This window comes from Stenotrophomonas sp. 05L413 (assembly GCF_056397945.1).
Window position 1 is genome coordinate 420,892 of sequence record NZ_JBFTOL010000003.1, and the last position, 17,407, is coordinate 438,298.

The following is a 17,407-nucleotide window of genomic DNA, read 5'->3' on the forward strand; positions in this document are numbered from 1 at the left end:
ACGAAAGGAATGCAGTCCGGGCGTCAGTGTGCCGCAACCGGCACCGGGCCCGTCAACGCTTGCCGAGTTTCTCGACGCGGTCCAGCAGGCTGATCCAGAACGCCGCCGGCAACTCGGCCGACAGCGGCACGGCGAAGTGCCATTCGGTCGCGAAGGCCTTGCACTTGACCGCGTCCTTCTCGGTCATCAGCACCGGCAGTTCGCTGCCGAAGCGCAGATCGGACGGCTGGTAGGCATGGTGATCAGCGAAGGCATGCGGCACCACGCCGATGCGATGCGCGCGCAGCATGTCAAAGAAGCGCTGCGGATTGGCGATACCGGCCACCGCATGCACGCGCTGGCCCTGGAAATGCGAGAGGCGCCGCGCGCGGCCGCCCTGCAGCGGCTGTGCGCTGTCGATGCGCAGCTGCATCGGCCATTCGCCGAAGCCGCAGGCGGTCTGCGCTTCGGTGCCCTCGCTGGCCTGGCCCATGTTGACCACGCGGAAATCGCAGTCGCGCGCACGGCTGGCTGGCTCGCGCAGCGGCCCGGCGGGAATCAGCCGGCCGTTGCCGTAGCGACGCTGGGCGTCGACCACTTCAATTTCGATGTCGCGCGCCAGCCGGTAATGCTGCAGGCCGTCATCGCAGACGATGATGTCGCAGCCCGCCTCGACCAGCGCCTTGCCGGCCCCGACACGATCCGCATCCACCCGCACCGGCACACCGGTTTTCCAGGCGATCAGCACCGGCTCGTCGCCGCCGATCGCGGTATCGGTAGTGGCCAGCACCCAGCGCGGGGTGCCCGCATCCTCGCGGCCATACCCACGGCTGGCGACCCCCGGCTTCCAGCCGGCTTCGCGCAGGCGGTTGACCAGGGCGATCGTCAGCGGGGTCTTGCCGGTGCCACCGGCGGTGACGTTGCCGACCACCACCACCGGCACCGGCAGCGAATGCCGTTTCAGCCAGCGACGGCGATACGCCATCCTGCGCAGCACGATCGCCGCACCGTACAACGGTGACGCCAAGCGTGCCAGGAACGGAATGGCGCTGCCGTCATACCAGTACGACGGCGTGTGCGTGCCCTTGCCTGCCATCAAGGCTGCCTTTCGCGGAACTGCATCTTGTGCAGGTGCTCGTACAGGCCGCCCAGCGCCAGCAGTTCGTTGTGCGTGCCGCGCTCGACGATGCGGCCATGGTCCATCACCAGTACCTGGTCGGCATGTTCGATGGTGGACAGACGGTGCGCGATCACCAGCGTCGTGCGCTCGGGCATCAGGCGCTGCAACGCATCCTGCACCAGGCGCTCGGACTCGTTGTCGAGCGCGGCGGTGGCTTCATCCAGGATCAGGATCGGCGCGTCGCGCAGGATCGCGCGGGCGATCGCCAGGCGCTGACGCTGGCCGCCGGAGAGCAGCGCACCGTTCTCGCCGACCGGCGTCTGCAGCTGCTGCGGCATGCGCGCGATGAACTCCCACGCGTTGGCCGCTTCGGCCGCGGCGCGGATCTGCGCTTCGGTCGCGTCCATGCCGTAGGCGATGTTGGCGCCCACGGTGTCATCGAACAGCATGACCTTCTGCCCAACCATGGCTACCTGGCGACGCAGGTCCGCCAGCGGGTAATCGTCCAGCGCCACCCCATCCAGCGTGATGCGGCCACCGCTGGGTTCGTAGAAGCGCGGCACCAACCGGATCAGGCTGGTCTTGCCGCTGCCGGAACGGCCGACAATTGCCGTCACCGTGCCCGGCTTGGCCACGAAACTGATGTCGTCCAGCGCGATGCCGGTGTCCTCGCGATAGCGCAGCATCACGTGCTCGAAGGCGAGCTCGCCCCGTGCGCGGCCGATCCTCTGGATGCCTTCGTCGCGCTCGACGGGCATATCGAGAATCCCGAACAGGCGCTCGGCCGCGGCCACACCGCGCGAGATCGAGGTCTGCACGCTGGTCAGGCGACGCAGCGACGGAATGATCGCCATCATCGAGGTCATCAGGCCCATGAACTGGCCCGCGTTGAGCTTGCCGGCCAGCGCCTCGCGGGTCGACACCCACACGATCACCGCCAGCGCCAAGGCCGCCAGGAACTGCACCGTGCTGGAGGCCAGCGCGCGCGTGGTTTCGACCTTCATGTTCAGGCCGAGCATGCGGTTGGCCAGACGGGAATAGCGCGAGATCTCGTGCGCCTGGGTGCCATGCACCTTCACTTCCTGCTGCGCGGCCAGGGACTGCTCGGCGGTCTGCGCCATGCCGCCCATGCCGTCCTGGATGCCACGGCTGATCCGGCGGTAGCGCTTGCCCACGATCGAGACGATCACACCGATGAGTGGCACCACCACCAGCATCGCCATCGTGACCTTGACGCTCATCTGCAGCATCACCACCAGCATGGCGATGATGGTGAGCGTATCGGCCACCAGGGTCTTGAGCGCATCGGCGCTGGCCTGGGTGACCTGCTCGGTATCGAAGTTCAGGCGGCTGACCATCACCGGCGTGGCTTCAGCATCGAAATGCGAAGACGGCAGATGCAGGTACTTTTCCAGCACCTGCTCACGCAGGTCGCGCACCACGCTGCGCCCGGTGCGGGCCAGCGCGTAATCGCTGACCAGGGTGGCCAGGCTGCGCATCATGAACAACCCGAGGATGGTCAGCGGCAGGATCACCGCCATCCGCGGCTCCGGGTTGACGAACCCCCGGTTGACCAGCGGCTCCATCAGCTTGGTGAAGCTGTAACCGGCCAGGGCCTCGACCACCATCGCGACCACGGCGGCGACCATGAACACCCAATAGGCACCGGTATACCCGAGCAGGCGCTTGTAGATCGGCCAGACGGGGGAATGTTTCTTGCTCATGGACGCACCTCCGGCGCGGTAGCGATGGCGATGCGGCGGAAGCCCAGCTGGCCCAGAGCATCCTGGGCCGTGACGACAGCCTGGTAAGGCGTGCGCGCGTCGGCGCGCAACAGCACGGTCTGTTCCCGATCGCTGCCGGCGACGGCGGCAATCGTCTGCTTGACCGACTCGACGTCGGTGCGCAGCACTTCCTGGTCGTTGATGAAGTAACGCCCCTCGGCATTGACCAGCACGCTCAGCGAGCGCGGCGGCTCGGTGGTGTCCTGCTGGCTGGCGGTCGGCAACTGCAGCTGCAACGTCGAGCGCGCATCGAAGGTGGTGGTGACCACGAAGAAGATGATCAGGACAAGGATCACATCGATCAGGGGAACCAGATCGATATGCGGCTCGTCCTGGATCCGGTCATTGCGGATGCGCATCCGTCAGCCCTTGACCGTGACCGGTGCGGCGCCGGCCGAACCAGCGGCGGCACGCGGCCCGTTGTTCATCACGCCCGGGCGACCATCAAGCGCATCCAGCAGCGCCGACGCCTCCTGCTCCATCTCGATCACGTAGCCGGCGATGCGGCCTTTGAAATAGCGATGGAACATCAGCGCCGGAATCGCCACGATCATGCCCGTGGCGGTGCAGACCAGCGCCTTGCCGATACCGCCGGCCAGCTGGTTCACATCGCCCACGCCGTGGTCGAGGATGCCCATGAACATCTGGATCATGCCGACCACCGTGCCGAGCAGGCCCAGCAGCGGACCGGCCGAGGCGATCGTGCCAAGGGCATTCAGGAACCGCTCCATGCGGTGAACCAGATGCCGGCCGGCATCTTCGATGCGTTCGCGGATCTGGTCGCGCGGGCGGTTGCGTGCTTCCAGCGCGGTCGCCAGCAGCGCGCCCAGCGGCGAGTTGCCGCGCAGCGACTGGATATGACTCGGGTCGAGCTTGCCGCGCGCGGCCCAGTTGCGCACTTCCTGGCCCAGCCCGGGGGGCAGGACTTCATTGCGCCGTAGGGTCCAGAAACGCTCCAGGACGATTGCCAAAGCCAGTACGCCCAACAGCAGCAGCGGCAGCATCGGCCAGCCACCGGCCTTGACCAGTTCCCACACGTTTCAATCCTCCGGCCCAGCGGCCGCCTGTTTGATCGCCGATAGGATAGCAGCCGGCCGGCTCCGCTCCGCGGCATCCCACCAACGCCGCTCGAAAACCCGTTGTTCACGCACCTGCAGGCCGTCACGCCCGAGCCAGACCCGCACCGCGCCGCTCTCGGAGGTGTTGAGCACCTCGGCGCCCACGGCCTGCCAGCGCTCCACCACCTCGGCACGCGGATGGCCAAACCGGTTGCGGTGACCGGTCGAGACGATCGCCAGCCGCGGCGCGACGGCCGCCACCCAGGCCGGCGTGGACGAACTGGCACTGCCATGGTGCGGAACCACTACTGCCTGGGCCGCCAGCAGCGCGCCTGCGTGCTGGACCAGCAGGGCCTCGCTGCGCTTCTCGATGTCCCCGGCCAGCAGAATCGCCCCCCGGCCGGTTTCCAGCCGCAGCACGCAGCTGCTGTCGTTGGTCGGCTGCGGTTCGTCACGCGGGGGATGCAGCACCCGGAACGTCACGCCATCCCACTGCCAGGATTGCCCGGCATGGCAGGCCGATGCGCGGCCGCGCAGGGCGCCGGGCGGCGCCTGCAGCGTCGCGCCGGGAAAGCTGCGACGCACCCCGCGCAGGCCACCGGTGTGGTCGCGATGGTCGTGGCTGATCATGATCCGATCCAGCCGCCCCTGCCCCAGCGCACGCAGGGTCGGCACCACGATCCGCTCACCGGCATCGAAGCCGTCCTCGGCCCCCGGCCCGGTGTCGTACAGCAGCGTGTGCCGACGCGTGCGCACTGCTACGGCCAGGCCCTGCCCCACGTCCATCACCAGCAGTTCCACCTCGCCCTCGGCCGGCCCATGCCGCGCCGGCCACAGCAACGGCAGGCACAGCAGCAGTGCGGGGACCCGGCCACCACTGCCACGCGGCAGCAGCAGCCAGAACACGCCGAACACGGCCGAGATCAGCGCCCAGCGGTTGGATTGCGGCAGCCACCACAGCGACAGCTCGCTGCGCGCGGCATACCCGAACAGCCACCAGCTCGCCTCGAAGCACCACGCCGCCAGCTGCCACGGCCAGCGCCCCGCCCCGTCGATCAGCGCCTCCAGCGCGGTGCCCAGCAGGGCCAGCGGCACCACCACCATCGTCCACCAGGGAATCGCCACCAGATTCACCAGCGGCCCCGCACGCGAGGCCTGCCCGAACAGCGCCACGGTCAACGGCAGCAGCGCCACGGTCGCCACGCCCTGCGCGCCCAGGAACCCCCGAAGCCAGCTCTCCTCGCGCCCGGGCAGGCACCAGATCAGCCACAGAACACCGGCAAAGCTCAGCCAGAAGCCGGGCGCAAGGACGGCGAGCGGATCGACCAGCAGCATCGCCAGCGCCGCCAGGGAGAGCGACTGCGCCACGGTTGCCCGCCGCCGGCTGCAGCGCGCCGCTGCCACCACCGCGATCATCAGCACGGTACGCACCGTGGGCAGCGCGAAACCGGCCGCTGCGGCGTACAGCGCCGCGCCTGCGACGGCCGCCGCCGCAGCGCCCATCGGGCGTGGTACGTACAGGCCGAGCATCGGCAGGCACCGCCAGAGCCCGCCTGCCAACAGTGCAGCGACACCGGCCACCACGCCGACATGGAAGCCGGAGATCGCCACCAGGTGGGTCACCCCCAGCGCGCGCAGGTCATCCCAGTCGGCCTGGCTCAGGCCGCGGGTATCGCCCAGTGCCAGCGCCTGGACGAAACGACGGCCATCGCCCTGGACCGCCCTGGCGATCGCACTGGCCATCCGCTCGCGCCACGCGGGCAATCCGGTTGGCTCACCCAGCGGATGCGCCTGGGCAGGTTCCCGCACGTACCCGCTGCCAGCCACCCGTTGCCGCAACGCAAAACCCTCGGCGTCGAACCCGCCCGGGTTTACCCGCCCGCGTGGCGCCCGGACACGGACCGTGACCGACCAGCGTTCGCCGGCTCGGAGCGTGCGCCGGCGATCATCGGCTGCACCACGGAATCCGTCATACCAGCCCAGGGCGAGGTCCCGGCCGCGGAGTTCGCTTGGCATCGCCGGATCATCATCGACCCGGAACCGGAAGCGGGTGCCCCCGGGACCGTGGTCGGGGAGACTGATCACGCGGCCGTGCAGCGCATGGTCCACCGGCGGCCCACCGGGGGGCAGCTGCTGCGCCAGCCCGGCGTGAGCGTGCATGGCGGCCCAGCCGAGACCGGAAAGAGCAGCACCGAGCGGGCGGAGGCGGGAGGGCAGGATCCAGAGCAGGACGCCGGCAACTGCGGCGGCGACGCCCCACCCCAGCGGCAGCAGCCGGGGCGAGAAGACGATCGCGCAGATGCCGGCCAGCAAAGCGACCACACACGCCTTGCCGAAAATGGGAAGAGACGCGTGTGCCCCCATGCCGCCGGTGTGTAGCACTCGCCGCATGTGCAGCACCCAGGAAACCCTGAGTGTCGACCGTGGGCGCAGTGCGGGGTATCAGTGCAGCATGCAGGGCGTTGTCAGGAAATGCACATAGCAAAAAAGCCAACCCGAGGGCTGGCTTTTCTGTTGTGCCACGACAGTCTCCGGGACTGAAGTGGTGGGCGGTACAGGGTTCGAACCTGTGACCCCTACCATGTCAAGGTAGTGCTCTACCGCTGAGCTAACCGCCCGTTTTGCTTTCCTGTCCCGCTGCGAATGCGTCGGTGCAGGCCGCGTATATTACGGACGCCCCCCGGAAAGCGCAACACTTTTGTGAAGATATTTCACAACGTGGTGTTCAGCCCAGACTGGCCTCCTTCAACTGGCGGATCTGATCGCGTACGCGGGCCGCATCTTCGAACTCCAGATCGCGGGCGTGCTGGTACATCTGCTGCTCCAGGGCCTGCAGGCGCTTTGCGATCTGAGCCGGCTCCATCGTGCGGTAATCGGTGGACTCTTCGGCCACGCGCCCGCCCTTGCCTTTGCCCTTCCCTTTGCCGCGCGACTCTTTCTCGGCCGCTTCCGAACGCGCGCCTTCGAGCACATCGGTGATCGGACGCAGCACCGATTTGGGCACGATGCCGTGCAGTTCGTTGTATTCGACCTGCTTGGCGCGGCGGCGGTCGGTCTCGTCGATCGCGGCCTGCATCGAGCGGGTCATCTTGTCCGCATAGAGGATCGCCTTGCCGCGCAGGTTGCGCGCGGCGCGGCCGATGGTCTGGATCAGCGACCCGGTCGAACGCAGGAACCCTTCCTTGTCGGCATCCAGGATCGCCACCAGCGACACTTCCGGCATGTCCAGGCCTTCGCGCAGCAGGTTGATGCCGACCAGCACATCGAACTTGCCCAAGCGCAGATCGCGGATGATCTCCACACGCTCGACAGTATCGATATCCGAGTGCAGGTAACGCACGCGGATGCCGTGTTCGGTCAGGTACTCGGTCAGGTTCTCGGCCATGCGCTTGGTCAGCGTGGTGACCAGCACGCGGTCGCCCAGCTTGATGCGTTCGTTGACTTCGGACATCAGGTCATCGACCTGGGTGCCAACCGGGCGGATTTCGACCACCGGATCGATCAGGCCGGTCGGGCGCACCACCAGCTCGGTGATCTCGCCTTCGGTCTCGCGCAGCTCGTACGGCCCCGGCGTGGCCGAGACATAGATGCTGCGCGGGCAACGCTCTTCCCACTCTTCGAAACGCAGCGGACGGTTGTCCAGTGCCGACGGCAGGCGGAAACCGAACTCGACCAGGGTTTCCTTGCGCGAGCGGTCGCCTTTGAACATGGCGCCGATCTGAGGAATGGTCACGTGCGATTCGTCGATCACCAGCAGCGCATCCGGCGGCAGGTAATCGAACAGCGTCGGCGGCGGATCGCCGGCGTTCTTGCCGGTGAGATGCCGCGAGTAGTTCTCGATGCCGTTGCAGTAGCCGACCTCGGCCATCATTTCCAGATCGAACTGGGTACGCTGCGCCAGGCGCTGCGCTTCCACCAGCTTGTTCTGTTCGTACAGCTGTTCCAGGCGGACCTTCAACTCTGCCTTGATCGTGTCCACCGCCGACAGCACGCGCTCGCGGGTGGTCGCGTAGTGGGTCTTGGGATAGATCGTGTAGCGCATCATCTTGCGCAGGCTTTCGCCGGTCAGCGGATCGAACATGCTGATCTGCTCGACCTCGCCTTCAAACAACTCGATGCGCACCGCTTCGCTGTCCGATTCGGCCGGGAACACATCGATCACCTCGCCGCGCACGCGGAAGGTGCCGCGGTGAAGCTCGAACTCGTTGCGGGTGTACTGCAGCTGGGTCAGGTGCTTGATCAGGTCGCGCTGGTCGATCCGCTCACCGGTGGAGAGGATCAGGCGCATCGACAGATAGTCCTCGGGCGCGCCGAGGCCGTAGATCGCCGACACCGTCGCCACCACGATCGCATCCGGGCGCGACAGCAGGGTCTTGGTCGCCGCCAGCCGCATCTGCTCGATGTGCTCGTTGATCGAACTGTCCTTCTCGATGAAGGTGTCCGACGAGGGCACGTAAGCCTCCGGCTGGTAATAGTCGTAGTAGCTGACGAAATACTCGACCGCGTTGTGCGGGAAGAACGACTTGAACTCGCCGTACAACTGCGCCGCCAGGGTCTTGTTCGGCGCCATCACCAGCGTGGGTTTCTGCACCCGCTGGATCACATTGGCGACCGTGTAGGTCTTGCCGGAACCGGTGACGCCGAGCAGGGTCTGCTTGGCGATGCCCGCCTCGAAGTTGGCGGTCAGTTTCTCGATGGCCGCCGGTTGGTCGCCCGCCGGCGAATACGGGGATACAAGTTGGAAACGATCGCTCATGGTGCCGCCACTGCCGGGAAGCCTTCAGTATAACGGCCGGGTTGGTGACGGCCTGTTGAGGGGAGTGCCGACAGCAAAACGCGGCATGAACCGGCGGCGGCGGGGCCTTCGGGCCGCCAGAGTGAAGGTTGCCTGCCCCCTCCTGGACGGTCACCGTGAAACACTCCCGCCCAGCCACCTGCGCCGGCGTGACGCTGATCCAGTCGCTGATCGCGATGGCGGTCATGGCCGTGCTCACGGGCATGGCCCTGCCGGCCATCAAGCAGACCCGGGAACGCCTGCAGGCCGACAGCCTGCGCATGCAGCTGGCCTCGGCGTTGGCGACCGCGCGCAACACGGCGATCACCGAACGGCGCCCGATCGCGGTCTGCCCCACTGACGATGGCGTGACGTGCGGCCGGAACTGGAGCCGGGGCTGGGTGCTCTATGCCCCCGCAACGCCCTCCTCGGCCGAGGCTCCCTCCGCAGGTCACCTGCTGGTGCAGCAGCACGCCCGCTCGCGGCTGAGCGCCGGGGGGAGTCAGTCCAAGCCCCGCATCCAATTCCGGCCGGATGGGCGGCTGAATGGCAGCAATCAGTCAGTCACCTTCTGCCTGGACGGCGCCTCCCAAGGGAAGGTGGTGGTCAGCCTTGCAGGCCGGATACGCAGCGAGCGGCCGCGTGGTCCCGTGGCCTGCTGAGGCACGCGTTGCCCGCCGCGCGGAAACACAAAAAGCAAAAGCCGCGATTGCTCGCGGCTTTTGCAGATCTGGCGCCCGAAGTTGGACTCGAACCAACGACCCCCTGATTAACAGTCAAGTGCTCTAACCGGCTGAGCTATTCGGGCGGGGTGCGCATTCTAGCCAGCATCGGCAGTGTGATGCAAGCACTCCCACACAACCCGCGATATGCCAGCGTCACCAGCACCCGGAGACGGTCTTTTCAGTGGGCTTCTTGCGCCCCGCCTGATCCAGCGCCAACGTGCCGCACTTGTCCTTCGCCTGGGTTCCGCCGGCCACCGGGACGGCCTGGATACCGAACGTACTCGCCGTCGGGTCCTTGTCGAAAGACAGGGTGTAATGTGCGGTGCCATCGCGCGGTGACTGGGTGAACTGCAGCGTGGCGGTGGCGTACGTGTTCTGGACCGTGTGGTAACGCTCCAGGTTCTGGGCCAGTTCCACCAGATCGGCCTTGGCCTGGGCGCGCCGGGATTTCCGCACGGAGTCCTGGTAGGCCGGCATGGCGATGGTGGCAAGGATGGCCACCACGGCCACCGTAATCATCAGCTCGATCAGGGTGAAACCGGCGACCCGGCGGCGCAAAGCGGTCTGCATGGGGGCTCTCGTCATGAAGGTCATCAGCGCACCTGCCGCCAGGACTGGCGTCCGCAGGGGCGCGGCATGTACAGCGGATCCGCACCCGGTGCACGCAGCACGAAGGTGCACTGGTTGGCCTTGATCAACTCATCCACCGTGCAGGTGGCCTTGGTCGGGTCGCACGGGGTCAACTTGGGTACGAAGATGTTGCTGTCCTTCACTGGTGGGCCGCTATTGGTGGCCCCGCCCTTGGTCAGCGCGATGCCGCCGCAGTTGCCTGTGCACAGCGAATCGCCCCCGATGTCCAGACTGAGGCCTGTCATCGATCCAGCGCCGGTGAGCAGATCAAGCGAGTACATCCAGTTGGTGCCGCCACCGCCGCCGCAGACTGCCTGCCCCGGCTCGTAGGTGGTGAATACCACCTTGCGGTCCTGGATGGTCGGATAGCCAACGAAGCGCTCACCGGCCACCACGTCGCCGACGATCAGGTCGGTATACCAGCCGCGCTGGCTCACATAATTGACGGCGTTGCTGCTGACATCCCGCAGCGAGTACCCCCCGCTTCCGGCACGCGAGGTGATCTGCTGCGAGATCAGATCACCGCGTCCGCCAATCGTCGAGCTCATGTTGTCCCAGACGCCGTACAGCGATTGCACCGGCGAAGACGAACTGACGGAATTGTCGTCATTGGTGAAGTACTGACCGGTGCCGAACACGATGTTGTAGCCACGCCCGGCCGCCTTGGAGACCTCCAGCCCCCCCATGATCGGCTGGGCGACACTGTTGCGGCTGGCGGTGAACAGCGGCGCGCCACTGTAGGCCACGGCCCACTTGCTGGGATCTGGATCGCGGAGGTCGAACTTCCACAGGTTGCCCTGCATGTCACCGCCATAGACGGTGTCGGCGATCCCGTTGTTGTTGTAGGCGGCCACCGGGGCGACGTTGATCAGGCCGTTGCGCAGCGCATAGCCGCTGCCGCTGGGCGACAGCCGCTTGAGCACCTGCCCGGTCTGGATATCCACCACGAACAGCACCGGCTTGCCACTGGATGCATTCACGCCGTTGCCGAAGATCGCCACGAACCGCGGCGCGCTGTCGGCCGTACTGCCGGAGACCGGGACAATCACCGGCTTGCCCAGCGCGAAGCCCATGTCCGAATCGGTCTTGCCCGAGACTTCCCACAGCACGTCATCCTTGGTGAAAGCCCCCGGATTGCTGATGTTCAAGCCGAACACCGCGCCGTTGCCGACAGCCTCTGCATTGGGCGCGCGGGTGGCGCCACCGGCACCGGTGGATCCGACCAGCACGGTATGCCAGGCATCGCCGTAATAGACATCCGACGAGGTCAGCGCGCCATCCACGTAGTACCGATGCGAATAGGTCGGATTGGCCAGCTCGGCCATGTGTTGCAGCGATGTGGACGGAATGAACGCGAAGAGTTCATTACCCGCCGTTGTGCCGGTGGAGGCGTCGAAGGCGTGCAGCATGCCGTCGTTCGCGCCGACATACACCATGGTGCTCCGGCTCTTCTTCGCGGTCAGGTAGTCGTTGTACCGGGTCGCCAGCGTCGCTTTCCAGGTGGGCGTGGAGCCCCACGCGCCATAGCCGTAGTTGTCGGCCGTGGACACGATCTCGGTGGTGGAGTTGACGATATCGCCAAGAATCGAGCCACGCGAGCGGAAGCCGCTGATGGCCGAGCCTTTCAGGTAGTTCACCAGATCGGCCACGCTGTGCGAGCCGAACCAGTCGGGAATCGAGCTGCTGAAGCCCATGTTGGCCAACTGGGCCTTGCGGTCCGCACCCGGGACATCGTTTGCTTCGAACGGTGCGGCCGCCACCGGCACCAGCGCCCCGCTCCCATTGACCGTGGTCGGCGAGGTTGCCATGACGATGGTGCGGCCACTGGAACTCATCTTGGTCGAAGCGCGCCACAGCTCGATGTCATCGGTTCCCGTGTCGGACACCTTGCTGGCAACGACATCCCCCACCCAGTCATTCGTTCCGGAGGCGACCTTGTAACTGGCCGAGACCGTGAACGAGCCCGCATTGATACGCGCACCGGACCCGCCGCCAGCCACCGGCGCGTCCCCCTCGGCTGCACTCTCGAAGATCGCCTCCAGGGCAGCCTTGAGCGCGGCCGGGTTACGTGCCAGGAAGTAGTTGTCCGGCGTGCCCGGCACCTTGGTGTCCCACTTGCCACTCGGGACACCGTACTTGGCGGCGTACCAGAGAGGACTCTGCAACTGGTTGGCCTGGGATCCGCTGAGCTTGTAGCGCACCACCGAAGGCTTGGTCCAGTTATTCGGCGGGTTCTCGGTGGAGCTGAGCACCGAGCCATTGCTGTTGCCAGGACGCAGCAGCAGACGCTGCACGTTGTTGGCCGCATTGGAGCCAACGATGGTATAGCCGGTCAGCATCGCATTGCCTGCATACGCCGACAGATTCTCAAGGCGCACCAGCACCTCGTCTTCGCCGATGGTCGCACTCAACAGTTCGTTGGAGCACACGGTATTGTTCGGCGAACGCCAGCACATGTCCGCGATGCCCGCCTTGTCGCCACAGGCTGCGCCGACGCAGTAACTCATCATGGTCACAACGTCGTTGTCATGGTCGTTGCCCCAGAGCGAATCCTCCCAGACCAGCGAGAAACTGCCGGACTTTCCGTCGGCACGGTACGGGCGCCCGTAGACGCGTTTGGGCCCGACCGCCGCCTCTTTGGTCCCGATGCCCACCGAGCCCAGGAAGCAACTGCGCCAGCCATTGCTGTTGAAACCTGCGCCACCCTCGTTGTTGGCCTGGCAAAGAGGAGACAGCGAAATCGTGCCGCCTGCGACGCTGATGTCGAACTTGGGCAGGTTCTCGGACATGGCCACCGTATACGTGGTCGCCGTGACCTTGTAATCGCCCGGCTTTCCTGCCAGGCCCGGCCGCAGGTCCGTCTCGGCGGCCGCCTTGGCCAGGCCCGCGATCAGATAGCTGCCTTCGGTGGACGGAATGTCCGGGCAGATACCGCGGACCAGGCTGAGCTGGTTCACCTCCAGCGCCTGGCAGATATCCTCGTGCGTATTGATCGATGCGTAACGCGGCGTTGCGGTGACGCGCCCGGCCAGGTAGCGCTTGCCATTGATGCCTTCAGCGGCGCCAAGCGCATCCGTGGCGGACTCCGCCGAGGCAAGATGCGGGACCGAGCCGACGTTGTCACTGTCAAAGGACGGCAGACCCGAGGACATCACCAAGATGTTGCAGGTCGCGCAGTACGAATTTCCGCCCTGCGCAGGGCTCCGATAGGGATCTTTCCACTCCACACCGACGGGCAGTCCGGACAGATCGCCGGTGTCGTCATACACCTTCGTGCCGGCACCGACGTAGCGCAGTGCCTCGGCATACATCTCGGCCAGCGGATTGCCCCACGCACTGCACTTCTTGGCCTTGTCACCCGACGTGCCCGGGTCCAGCAGGTTGCCGCGATCACCAAAACCCTGGCGATTGAGGATGCTGTAGTCGTTGCAGTCGTTCCAGTTGTTGCTCCAGTTCCACTGATCGATGCGGAAGTTGGACATCGTGTTGATGATGCCCTCCGTCCCGCTGTTGCGCGCCAGACAGAACTGCCCGGTGGCCAGGTTGATCTCATCGCCGGCATCACACAGCTTGCTGCCGTTGCCGGCGATCTTGCCGATGTTCCTGCGCAGGACCCCGCCATCGCGCGGGTGGGAATAGGTGCCGCTCACCAGGCCGAAACGCAAGCGCCCGCTTTCACCGTAGGCCTGCAGCAGGCCGCTGGGCTTATAGTGATCCTTGGTGCCATCGTTGTACTTGCGGCAGAAGCTCTCGCGATGCGCATCATTGGCGGGGTCACAAACTTCCACCCGGACGTCGTAGTCGGTCGTCGCCTTGGGCGTATCCGCTCCACCCTCGCCGGTACGGTTGACGCCACACTGATACGAAGCCGTGGACGCCCACTCGGACCAGTTGCCACCGGCCACCCGCATCAACGGCGCGCCGTTGGCACTGATGCTTGCGTTGCAGAAGGATGTGGTCGAGGTCAATGGCGTGAAGCTGTTGATATCGGCGCCGGCATATACCTTGACCCAGGCATGCAGGTCGCTGGGAATCTGCGCGCGCTCCAGGACCGTCTTGGCCGCATCATCGGTGGAGCGTTGGCCGCCGTAGAGGACGTAGCGCATCACGTCCAGCCGGCTCATGGTCACCCAGTTGAGGAAGTTGCCCGACCAGCCCGTGCCACCACAGCTGTGCCCGTTGGTGCCGGTCGCCGGACCTGATGCCTTGAAGTGATTGCTGGTGTAGCTGTAGCAGAGTTTTGAATCGAAATAGCCTTCGTACGGGAACTTGTCCTGGTACGTGGTATCGATGATCTTGTCACCGTCCAGATCGCTGTAATCGCTGTAGGCCTTGTTGAACAGCTGCTCATCGCGCGACATCACCATCATCATCAGCGGCGGCTGGCTCTGCTTGGTATACAGCGGCTCCTGCGCGATGTCGTAGTCGCCCAGCGCGGCGCGCAGCGGCACGACGCGACTGAGCAGGAAGCCCACCGCGATGACAAGGAAGCCAATGCGCAGCCAGTTGATCGTGCGCTTGCTGAAATGGAAGCGATCAGAGGTCATGGGATATAGATCGTGTCGACGACCGCACTGGCCGAGGGATTGGTCGGTTCGTCACTGGCCAGTGCAGTGATCTGGTAGATGTTGCCGGTCTCTTCGTTCTGACGCTCACCCACGCGCGCACTGGAGGCTGCGAAGCACTTGTCCAGGCGCCGGGTATAGCTCGCCTTGGCATCAGAGGTCCCGTCGGCCCAGGTCAGGGGATCGAAGATCGGGCTGCACTCTTCCTGCTTTGCCGTGTAGGTTCCGCCGGCCGCCAGGTCGGTATCGATGGTGTTCTCCAGCGTGCGTGCATCAGCCTCGGCATTCTGGAAGGCCAGGTTGGTGCGCAGGTAGTTGGCCGCCATGCGCTCCTGCATGCCGGTCACCTGCATGCCTGCTACGCCGAGAAGGGCAAGCAGGATCAATATGATGAGGGCGACATACAGCACGGCACCGTTCTGGCGGCGCGGTGCGACAAAGGGTTTTGGACGCGATGCCATGGAAGCCTCAATTGCCATAAAGGCGATTACGTACGGCGATCGTGGTTTGATAGACCGTCCGGAAACGACCGTCCGTCGGCGCGGTGAAGGTGACGCCCATGGCTGTCAACGCCGCATCCGCGTTGGCCTGCGCTGCGGCTGACGGATCCGGGCTTTCCAGCACCAGGCCCAGCTGCACTGACCCGACCCGGCGCCACGCATCGGCGGCCGGCGTGATCGAGGCATCCACGTCGGCAGCGGTTCCCTGCCGATCGATGTAGCCGGTGGGCGGCGAGGCGGCGCTGAGCGAGCGATCCTGCCCATACAGCAGCTGCATGTTGCGGACCCCCTCCACCAATGCTTCCGGCGTACCCGCGACCAGGGCTTCACCGGGTTTGGCCGAAAACCGCACGCGATAGAGCGAACTCTGCTTGGTGGTGGCGTCGTAGCCGATGTAATAGACCACGCTCTCCGCGCGGTACAGCATGGCCTGGCCCGGCGTATAGAGGCTGGTGAAGCTGCCGGTGTTGTTCGGCGCGGACTCGAACGTCACGGTACCGGCAGACCCACTCACCGCGCTTGCCTGGAACATGGTGGCGGTCAGGCAGTCGGCGACACCGAACAGGCCCGGCGCTTCCACACCACTTTGGAGAACGGCCCAACGGCTGCTGTCGAAATTGAACACGGGCTTGTCGTCCGTGCCCCCCACCACGGTGACCGGGACACCATCGGGCACCAGAAACCGGAGCGCGACGATGTCGCTGCCGTCCACCCGATTGGTCAGCGCTGCGGCGTATTCCGTCGGCAGCGCCGGGGTGTACTCGATGCCGCCGGTCGACGGTGTGGCACTGAGGGTCAACGGGTCGCCGGGCTTGGTATCGGCGGCCTCGAAGCCCTGGATGGACTGCATGAAATCCAGCGCCGGGTGGCCGCCGGCATCGAACGTCGTATGCATCGAGCCAGGGCTCTGCACGTTGTGACTCTGGTCGTTGACGCAACCGAAGTGGCCGGCCATGCGCAGATCACGCTGCAGGAAGTCCATCGCGAAACGGCCATTCTCCTGCACGCGCGCCAACCCTTCCGAGAGGCGCGAGGCCGTGCGCGAAGCGGCGAACACCTGCATCAGGCCCAACAGCAGGACCAGGCCGATGACCATGGCGATCATCAACTCGATCAGCGAAAGACCGCGTACGCGTTCTCGGGACGACATGGCGCGCATCACAGCTGGGTCCTCGCCGCAAAGGTGGTGTCTGCGGCATCCAGCCAGCGCTCGTCGCCCCAGCTCACGCTGACCGTCACTTCATCGCCGCTGCGGGTCACCTTGGCACTGGCTTCATCGCCCAGGGCCTTGCCCAGCCGGCAGCGCCAGTCCGTCATGTACTGATCCTTGGTGATCTTGGCGCCGATCGGCGATTTGCAATCGGCCGCCTTGGTGGTGGCCGCGTAGGTGCCTACGTAGGTCGTCGCGGCGACGCGGTTGATCCGGATCTGGTCCAGCAGCTCGTAGCTGAGGTTGGTCGCCTGGGTGCGGAAATTCGCGCTTTGCACGAACCGCACGTTCATCGTCTGCAGCAGCGCGAAACCAAGCAGGCCGATGCTCATCACCACGATCGCGATCAGCACCTCGATCATGGTGAAGCCGCCCTGCCCTGCGCGCCGCGCGCCAAGATGTCTTGCCGTCACTTGCAGCTCTCCCGTTCCACACGTACCTGCCCCACCGCCGACAGCCGCAGCGTGCGCTGCAGCGGCAGGTCCCCGCACTCATCGGGCTTGAGGGTGATGTCCAGCGCCGATGCAGCGCGATTTCGACCCCGGCCGTCAAAGGCCAACGTCAGGTTGTTCTCGCTGCCCAGCATCTTGGTCGAGCCAGCCGAGTACCGCAGCACCGGTTCGCCGGAATCGAAACTGCCGCTGCCGTCGGCATCGGACCAGACCATCCAGCCGTCGCCCCAGGTATCACCGTTGCAGCTGGTGCCATCGGATGAGGCGCATACCCCCGCCCCCCGGGTGTTCTTCAGCGCTTCGCTGCGCGCCAGCGCCAATGAAGCGATCAGCTCGTTGGTGGTGGTGGCCGCCCGGTTCGAGCGCAGCACGCCCTGGAAGCTCGGAAACGCAATCACTGCCAGGATGGCAAGCACCGCGATGGTGACCATCAACTCGATCAGTGTGAAGCCGTTGGACCGGCGCAAAGACATGAAACGCTCCCCAGCGTTGATGACACAGAAGATGAACGTCCCGCCGCCGATCAGCAAGAGGCGGCAGGACGAACGGTCGCCCGGAGGCGACAGGCGTCAATCAGTTGACGCAGATCCAGACCGACGGCCGGCCCCTG

Annotated in this window: 12 protein-coding genes, 2 tRNA genes and 1 pseudogene; 1 reads left to right on the forward strand and 14 read right to left on the reverse strand. The window is 65.8% G+C overall.

Translation table 11 applies throughout. The features are described 5' to 3' along the window. Positions 1-52: 52 nt before the first annotated feature. From lpxK to uvrB, 7 genes and pseudogenes are all read right to left on the reverse strand, one after another. Positions 53-1,075: a tetraacyldisaccharide 4'-kinase gene (gene lpxK, locus AC1DIQ_RS08830; protein WP_478049876.1), complete on the reverse strand. Its 1,023-nt coding sequence runs from the start codon at positions 1,073-1,075 to the stop codon at positions 53-55. Further along, on the reverse strand, positions 1,075-2,823 hold the full coding sequence (msbA, locus tag AC1DIQ_RS08835; protein WP_152151472.1) for a lipid A export permease/ATP-binding protein MsbA: 1,749 nt from the start codon (positions 2,821-2,823) through the stop codon (positions 1,075-1,077). Before msbA ends, lpxK begins: the two co-directional genes overlap by 1 nt. After that, positions 2,820-3,242 (reverse strand): ExbD/TolR family protein, encoded by a 423-nt coding sequence (locus AC1DIQ_RS08840; RefSeq protein WP_019183376.1) that lies wholly within the window; start codon positions 3,240-3,242, stop codon positions 2,820-2,822. Before AC1DIQ_RS08840 ends, msbA begins: the two co-directional genes overlap by 4 nt. Before the next feature lie 3 nt (positions 3,243-3,245). Further along, positions 3,246-3,920, reverse strand: a complete 675-nt coding sequence (locus AC1DIQ_RS08845; protein WP_121041686.1) for a MotA/TolQ/ExbB proton channel family protein — start codon at positions 3,918-3,920, stop codon at positions 3,246-3,248. Next, positions 3,811-6,305: pseudogene (locus AC1DIQ_RS08850) on the reverse strand (DNA internalization-related competence protein ComEC/Rec2). The gene AC1DIQ_RS08845 and the pseudogene AC1DIQ_RS08850 overlap by 110 nt, the downstream one beginning before the upstream one ends. Before the next feature lie 179 nt (positions 6,306-6,484). Beyond that, a tRNA-Val gene (locus tag AC1DIQ_RS08855) sits at positions 6,485-6,559 on the reverse strand. 107 nt (positions 6,560-6,666) lie between these two features. Then, positions 6,667-8,697 (reverse strand): excinuclease ABC subunit UvrB, encoded by a 2,031-nt coding sequence (gene uvrB, locus AC1DIQ_RS08860; RefSeq protein WP_121041682.1) that lies wholly within the window; start codon positions 8,695-8,697, stop codon positions 6,667-6,669. 155 nt (positions 8,698-8,852) lie between these two features. On the opposite strand from uvrB, the gene AC1DIQ_RS08865 reads away from it, so the two are divergent. Continuing rightward, the gene (locus AC1DIQ_RS08865) at positions 8,853-9,377 is read left to right on the forward strand and encodes a GspH/FimT family pseudopilin (protein ID WP_152151469.1); all 525 of its coding nucleotides are present in this window, start codon (positions 8,853-8,855) and stop codon (positions 9,375-9,377) included. 69 nt (positions 9,378-9,446) lie between these two features. Here AC1DIQ_RS08865 and AC1DIQ_RS08870 read toward each other — a convergent pair. From AC1DIQ_RS08870 to AC1DIQ_RS08900, 7 genes are all read right to left on the reverse strand, one after another. Further along, positions 9,447-9,523, reverse strand: a tRNA-Asn gene (locus AC1DIQ_RS08870). A 70-nt stretch (positions 9,524-9,593) separates the two neighbouring features. Then, positions 9,594-10,010 (reverse strand): type IV pilin protein, encoded by a 417-nt coding sequence (locus tag AC1DIQ_RS08875; protein WP_183073773.1) that lies wholly within the window; start codon positions 10,008-10,010, stop codon positions 9,594-9,596. A gap of 23 nt (positions 10,011-10,033) precedes the next feature. After that, positions 10,034-14,617 (reverse strand): pilus assembly protein, encoded by a 4,584-nt coding sequence (locus AC1DIQ_RS08880; protein WP_478049877.1) that lies wholly within the window; start codon positions 14,615-14,617, stop codon positions 10,034-10,036. Continuing rightward, entirely contained in the window at positions 14,614-15,096 is a 483-nt protein-coding gene (locus tag AC1DIQ_RS08885) for a pilus assembly PilX family protein (protein ID WP_121041674.1), read from the reverse strand. Before AC1DIQ_RS08885 ends, AC1DIQ_RS08880 begins: the two co-directional genes overlap by 4 nt. Before the next feature lie 7 nt (positions 15,097-15,103). Then, positions 15,104-16,285 carry a PilW family protein gene (locus AC1DIQ_RS08890; protein WP_259462170.1) on the reverse strand — a complete coding sequence of 394 codons (1,182 nt, stop codon included), beginning with the start codon at positions 16,283-16,285 and terminating at the stop codon, positions 15,104-15,106. Positions 16,286-16,293: 8 nt separating this feature from the next. Then, positions 16,294-16,758 carry a type IV pilus modification protein PilV gene (gene pilV / locus AC1DIQ_RS08895; protein WP_152151464.1) on the reverse strand — a complete coding sequence of 155 codons (465 nt, stop codon included), beginning with the start codon at positions 16,756-16,758 and terminating at the stop codon, positions 16,294-16,296. Beyond that, on the reverse strand, positions 16,755-17,270 hold the full coding sequence (locus AC1DIQ_RS08900) for a GspH/FimT family pseudopilin (protein WP_121042207.1): 516 nt from the start codon (positions 17,268-17,270) through the stop codon (positions 16,755-16,757). Before AC1DIQ_RS08900 ends, pilV begins: the two co-directional genes overlap by 4 nt. Positions 17,271-17,407 lie beyond the last annotated feature (137 nt).

Excerpts from the sequence above, each read along its gene's own strand:
- lpxK (WP_478049876.1), bottom strand. The coding sequence starts at position 1,075 with ATGGCAGGCAAGGGCACGCACACGCCGTCGTACTGGTATGACGGCAGC.
- msbA (WP_152151472.1), bottom strand. The coding sequence starts at position 2,823 with ATGAGCAAGAAACATTCCCCCGTCTGGCCGATCTACAAGCGCCTGCTC.
- AC1DIQ_RS08840 (WP_019183376.1), bottom strand. The coding sequence starts at position 3,242 with ATGCGCATCCGCAATGACCGGATCCAGGACGAGCCGCATATCGATCTG.
- uvrB (WP_121041682.1), bottom strand. The coding sequence starts at position 8,697 with ATGAGCGATCGTTTCCAACTTGTATCCCCGTATTCGCCGGCGGGCGAC.
- AC1DIQ_RS08875 (WP_183073773.1), bottom strand. The coding sequence starts at position 10,010 with ATGCAGACCGCTTTGCGCCGCCGGGTCGCCGGTTTCACCCTGATCGAG.
- AC1DIQ_RS08880 (WP_478049877.1), bottom strand. The coding sequence starts at position 14,617 with ATGACCTCTGATCGCTTCCATTTCAGCAAGCGCACGATCAACTGGCTG.
- AC1DIQ_RS08885 (WP_121041674.1), bottom strand. The coding sequence starts at position 15,096 with ATGGCATCGCGTCCAAAACCCTTTGTCGCACCGCGCCGCCAGAACGGT.
- AC1DIQ_RS08890 (WP_259462170.1), bottom strand. The coding sequence starts at position 16,285 with ATGTCGTCCCGAGAACGCGTACGCGGTCTTTCGCTGATCGAGTTGATG.
- AC1DIQ_RS08900 (WP_121042207.1), bottom strand. The coding sequence starts at position 17,270 with ATGTCTTTGCGCCGGTCCAACGGCTTCACACTGATCGAGTTGATGGTC.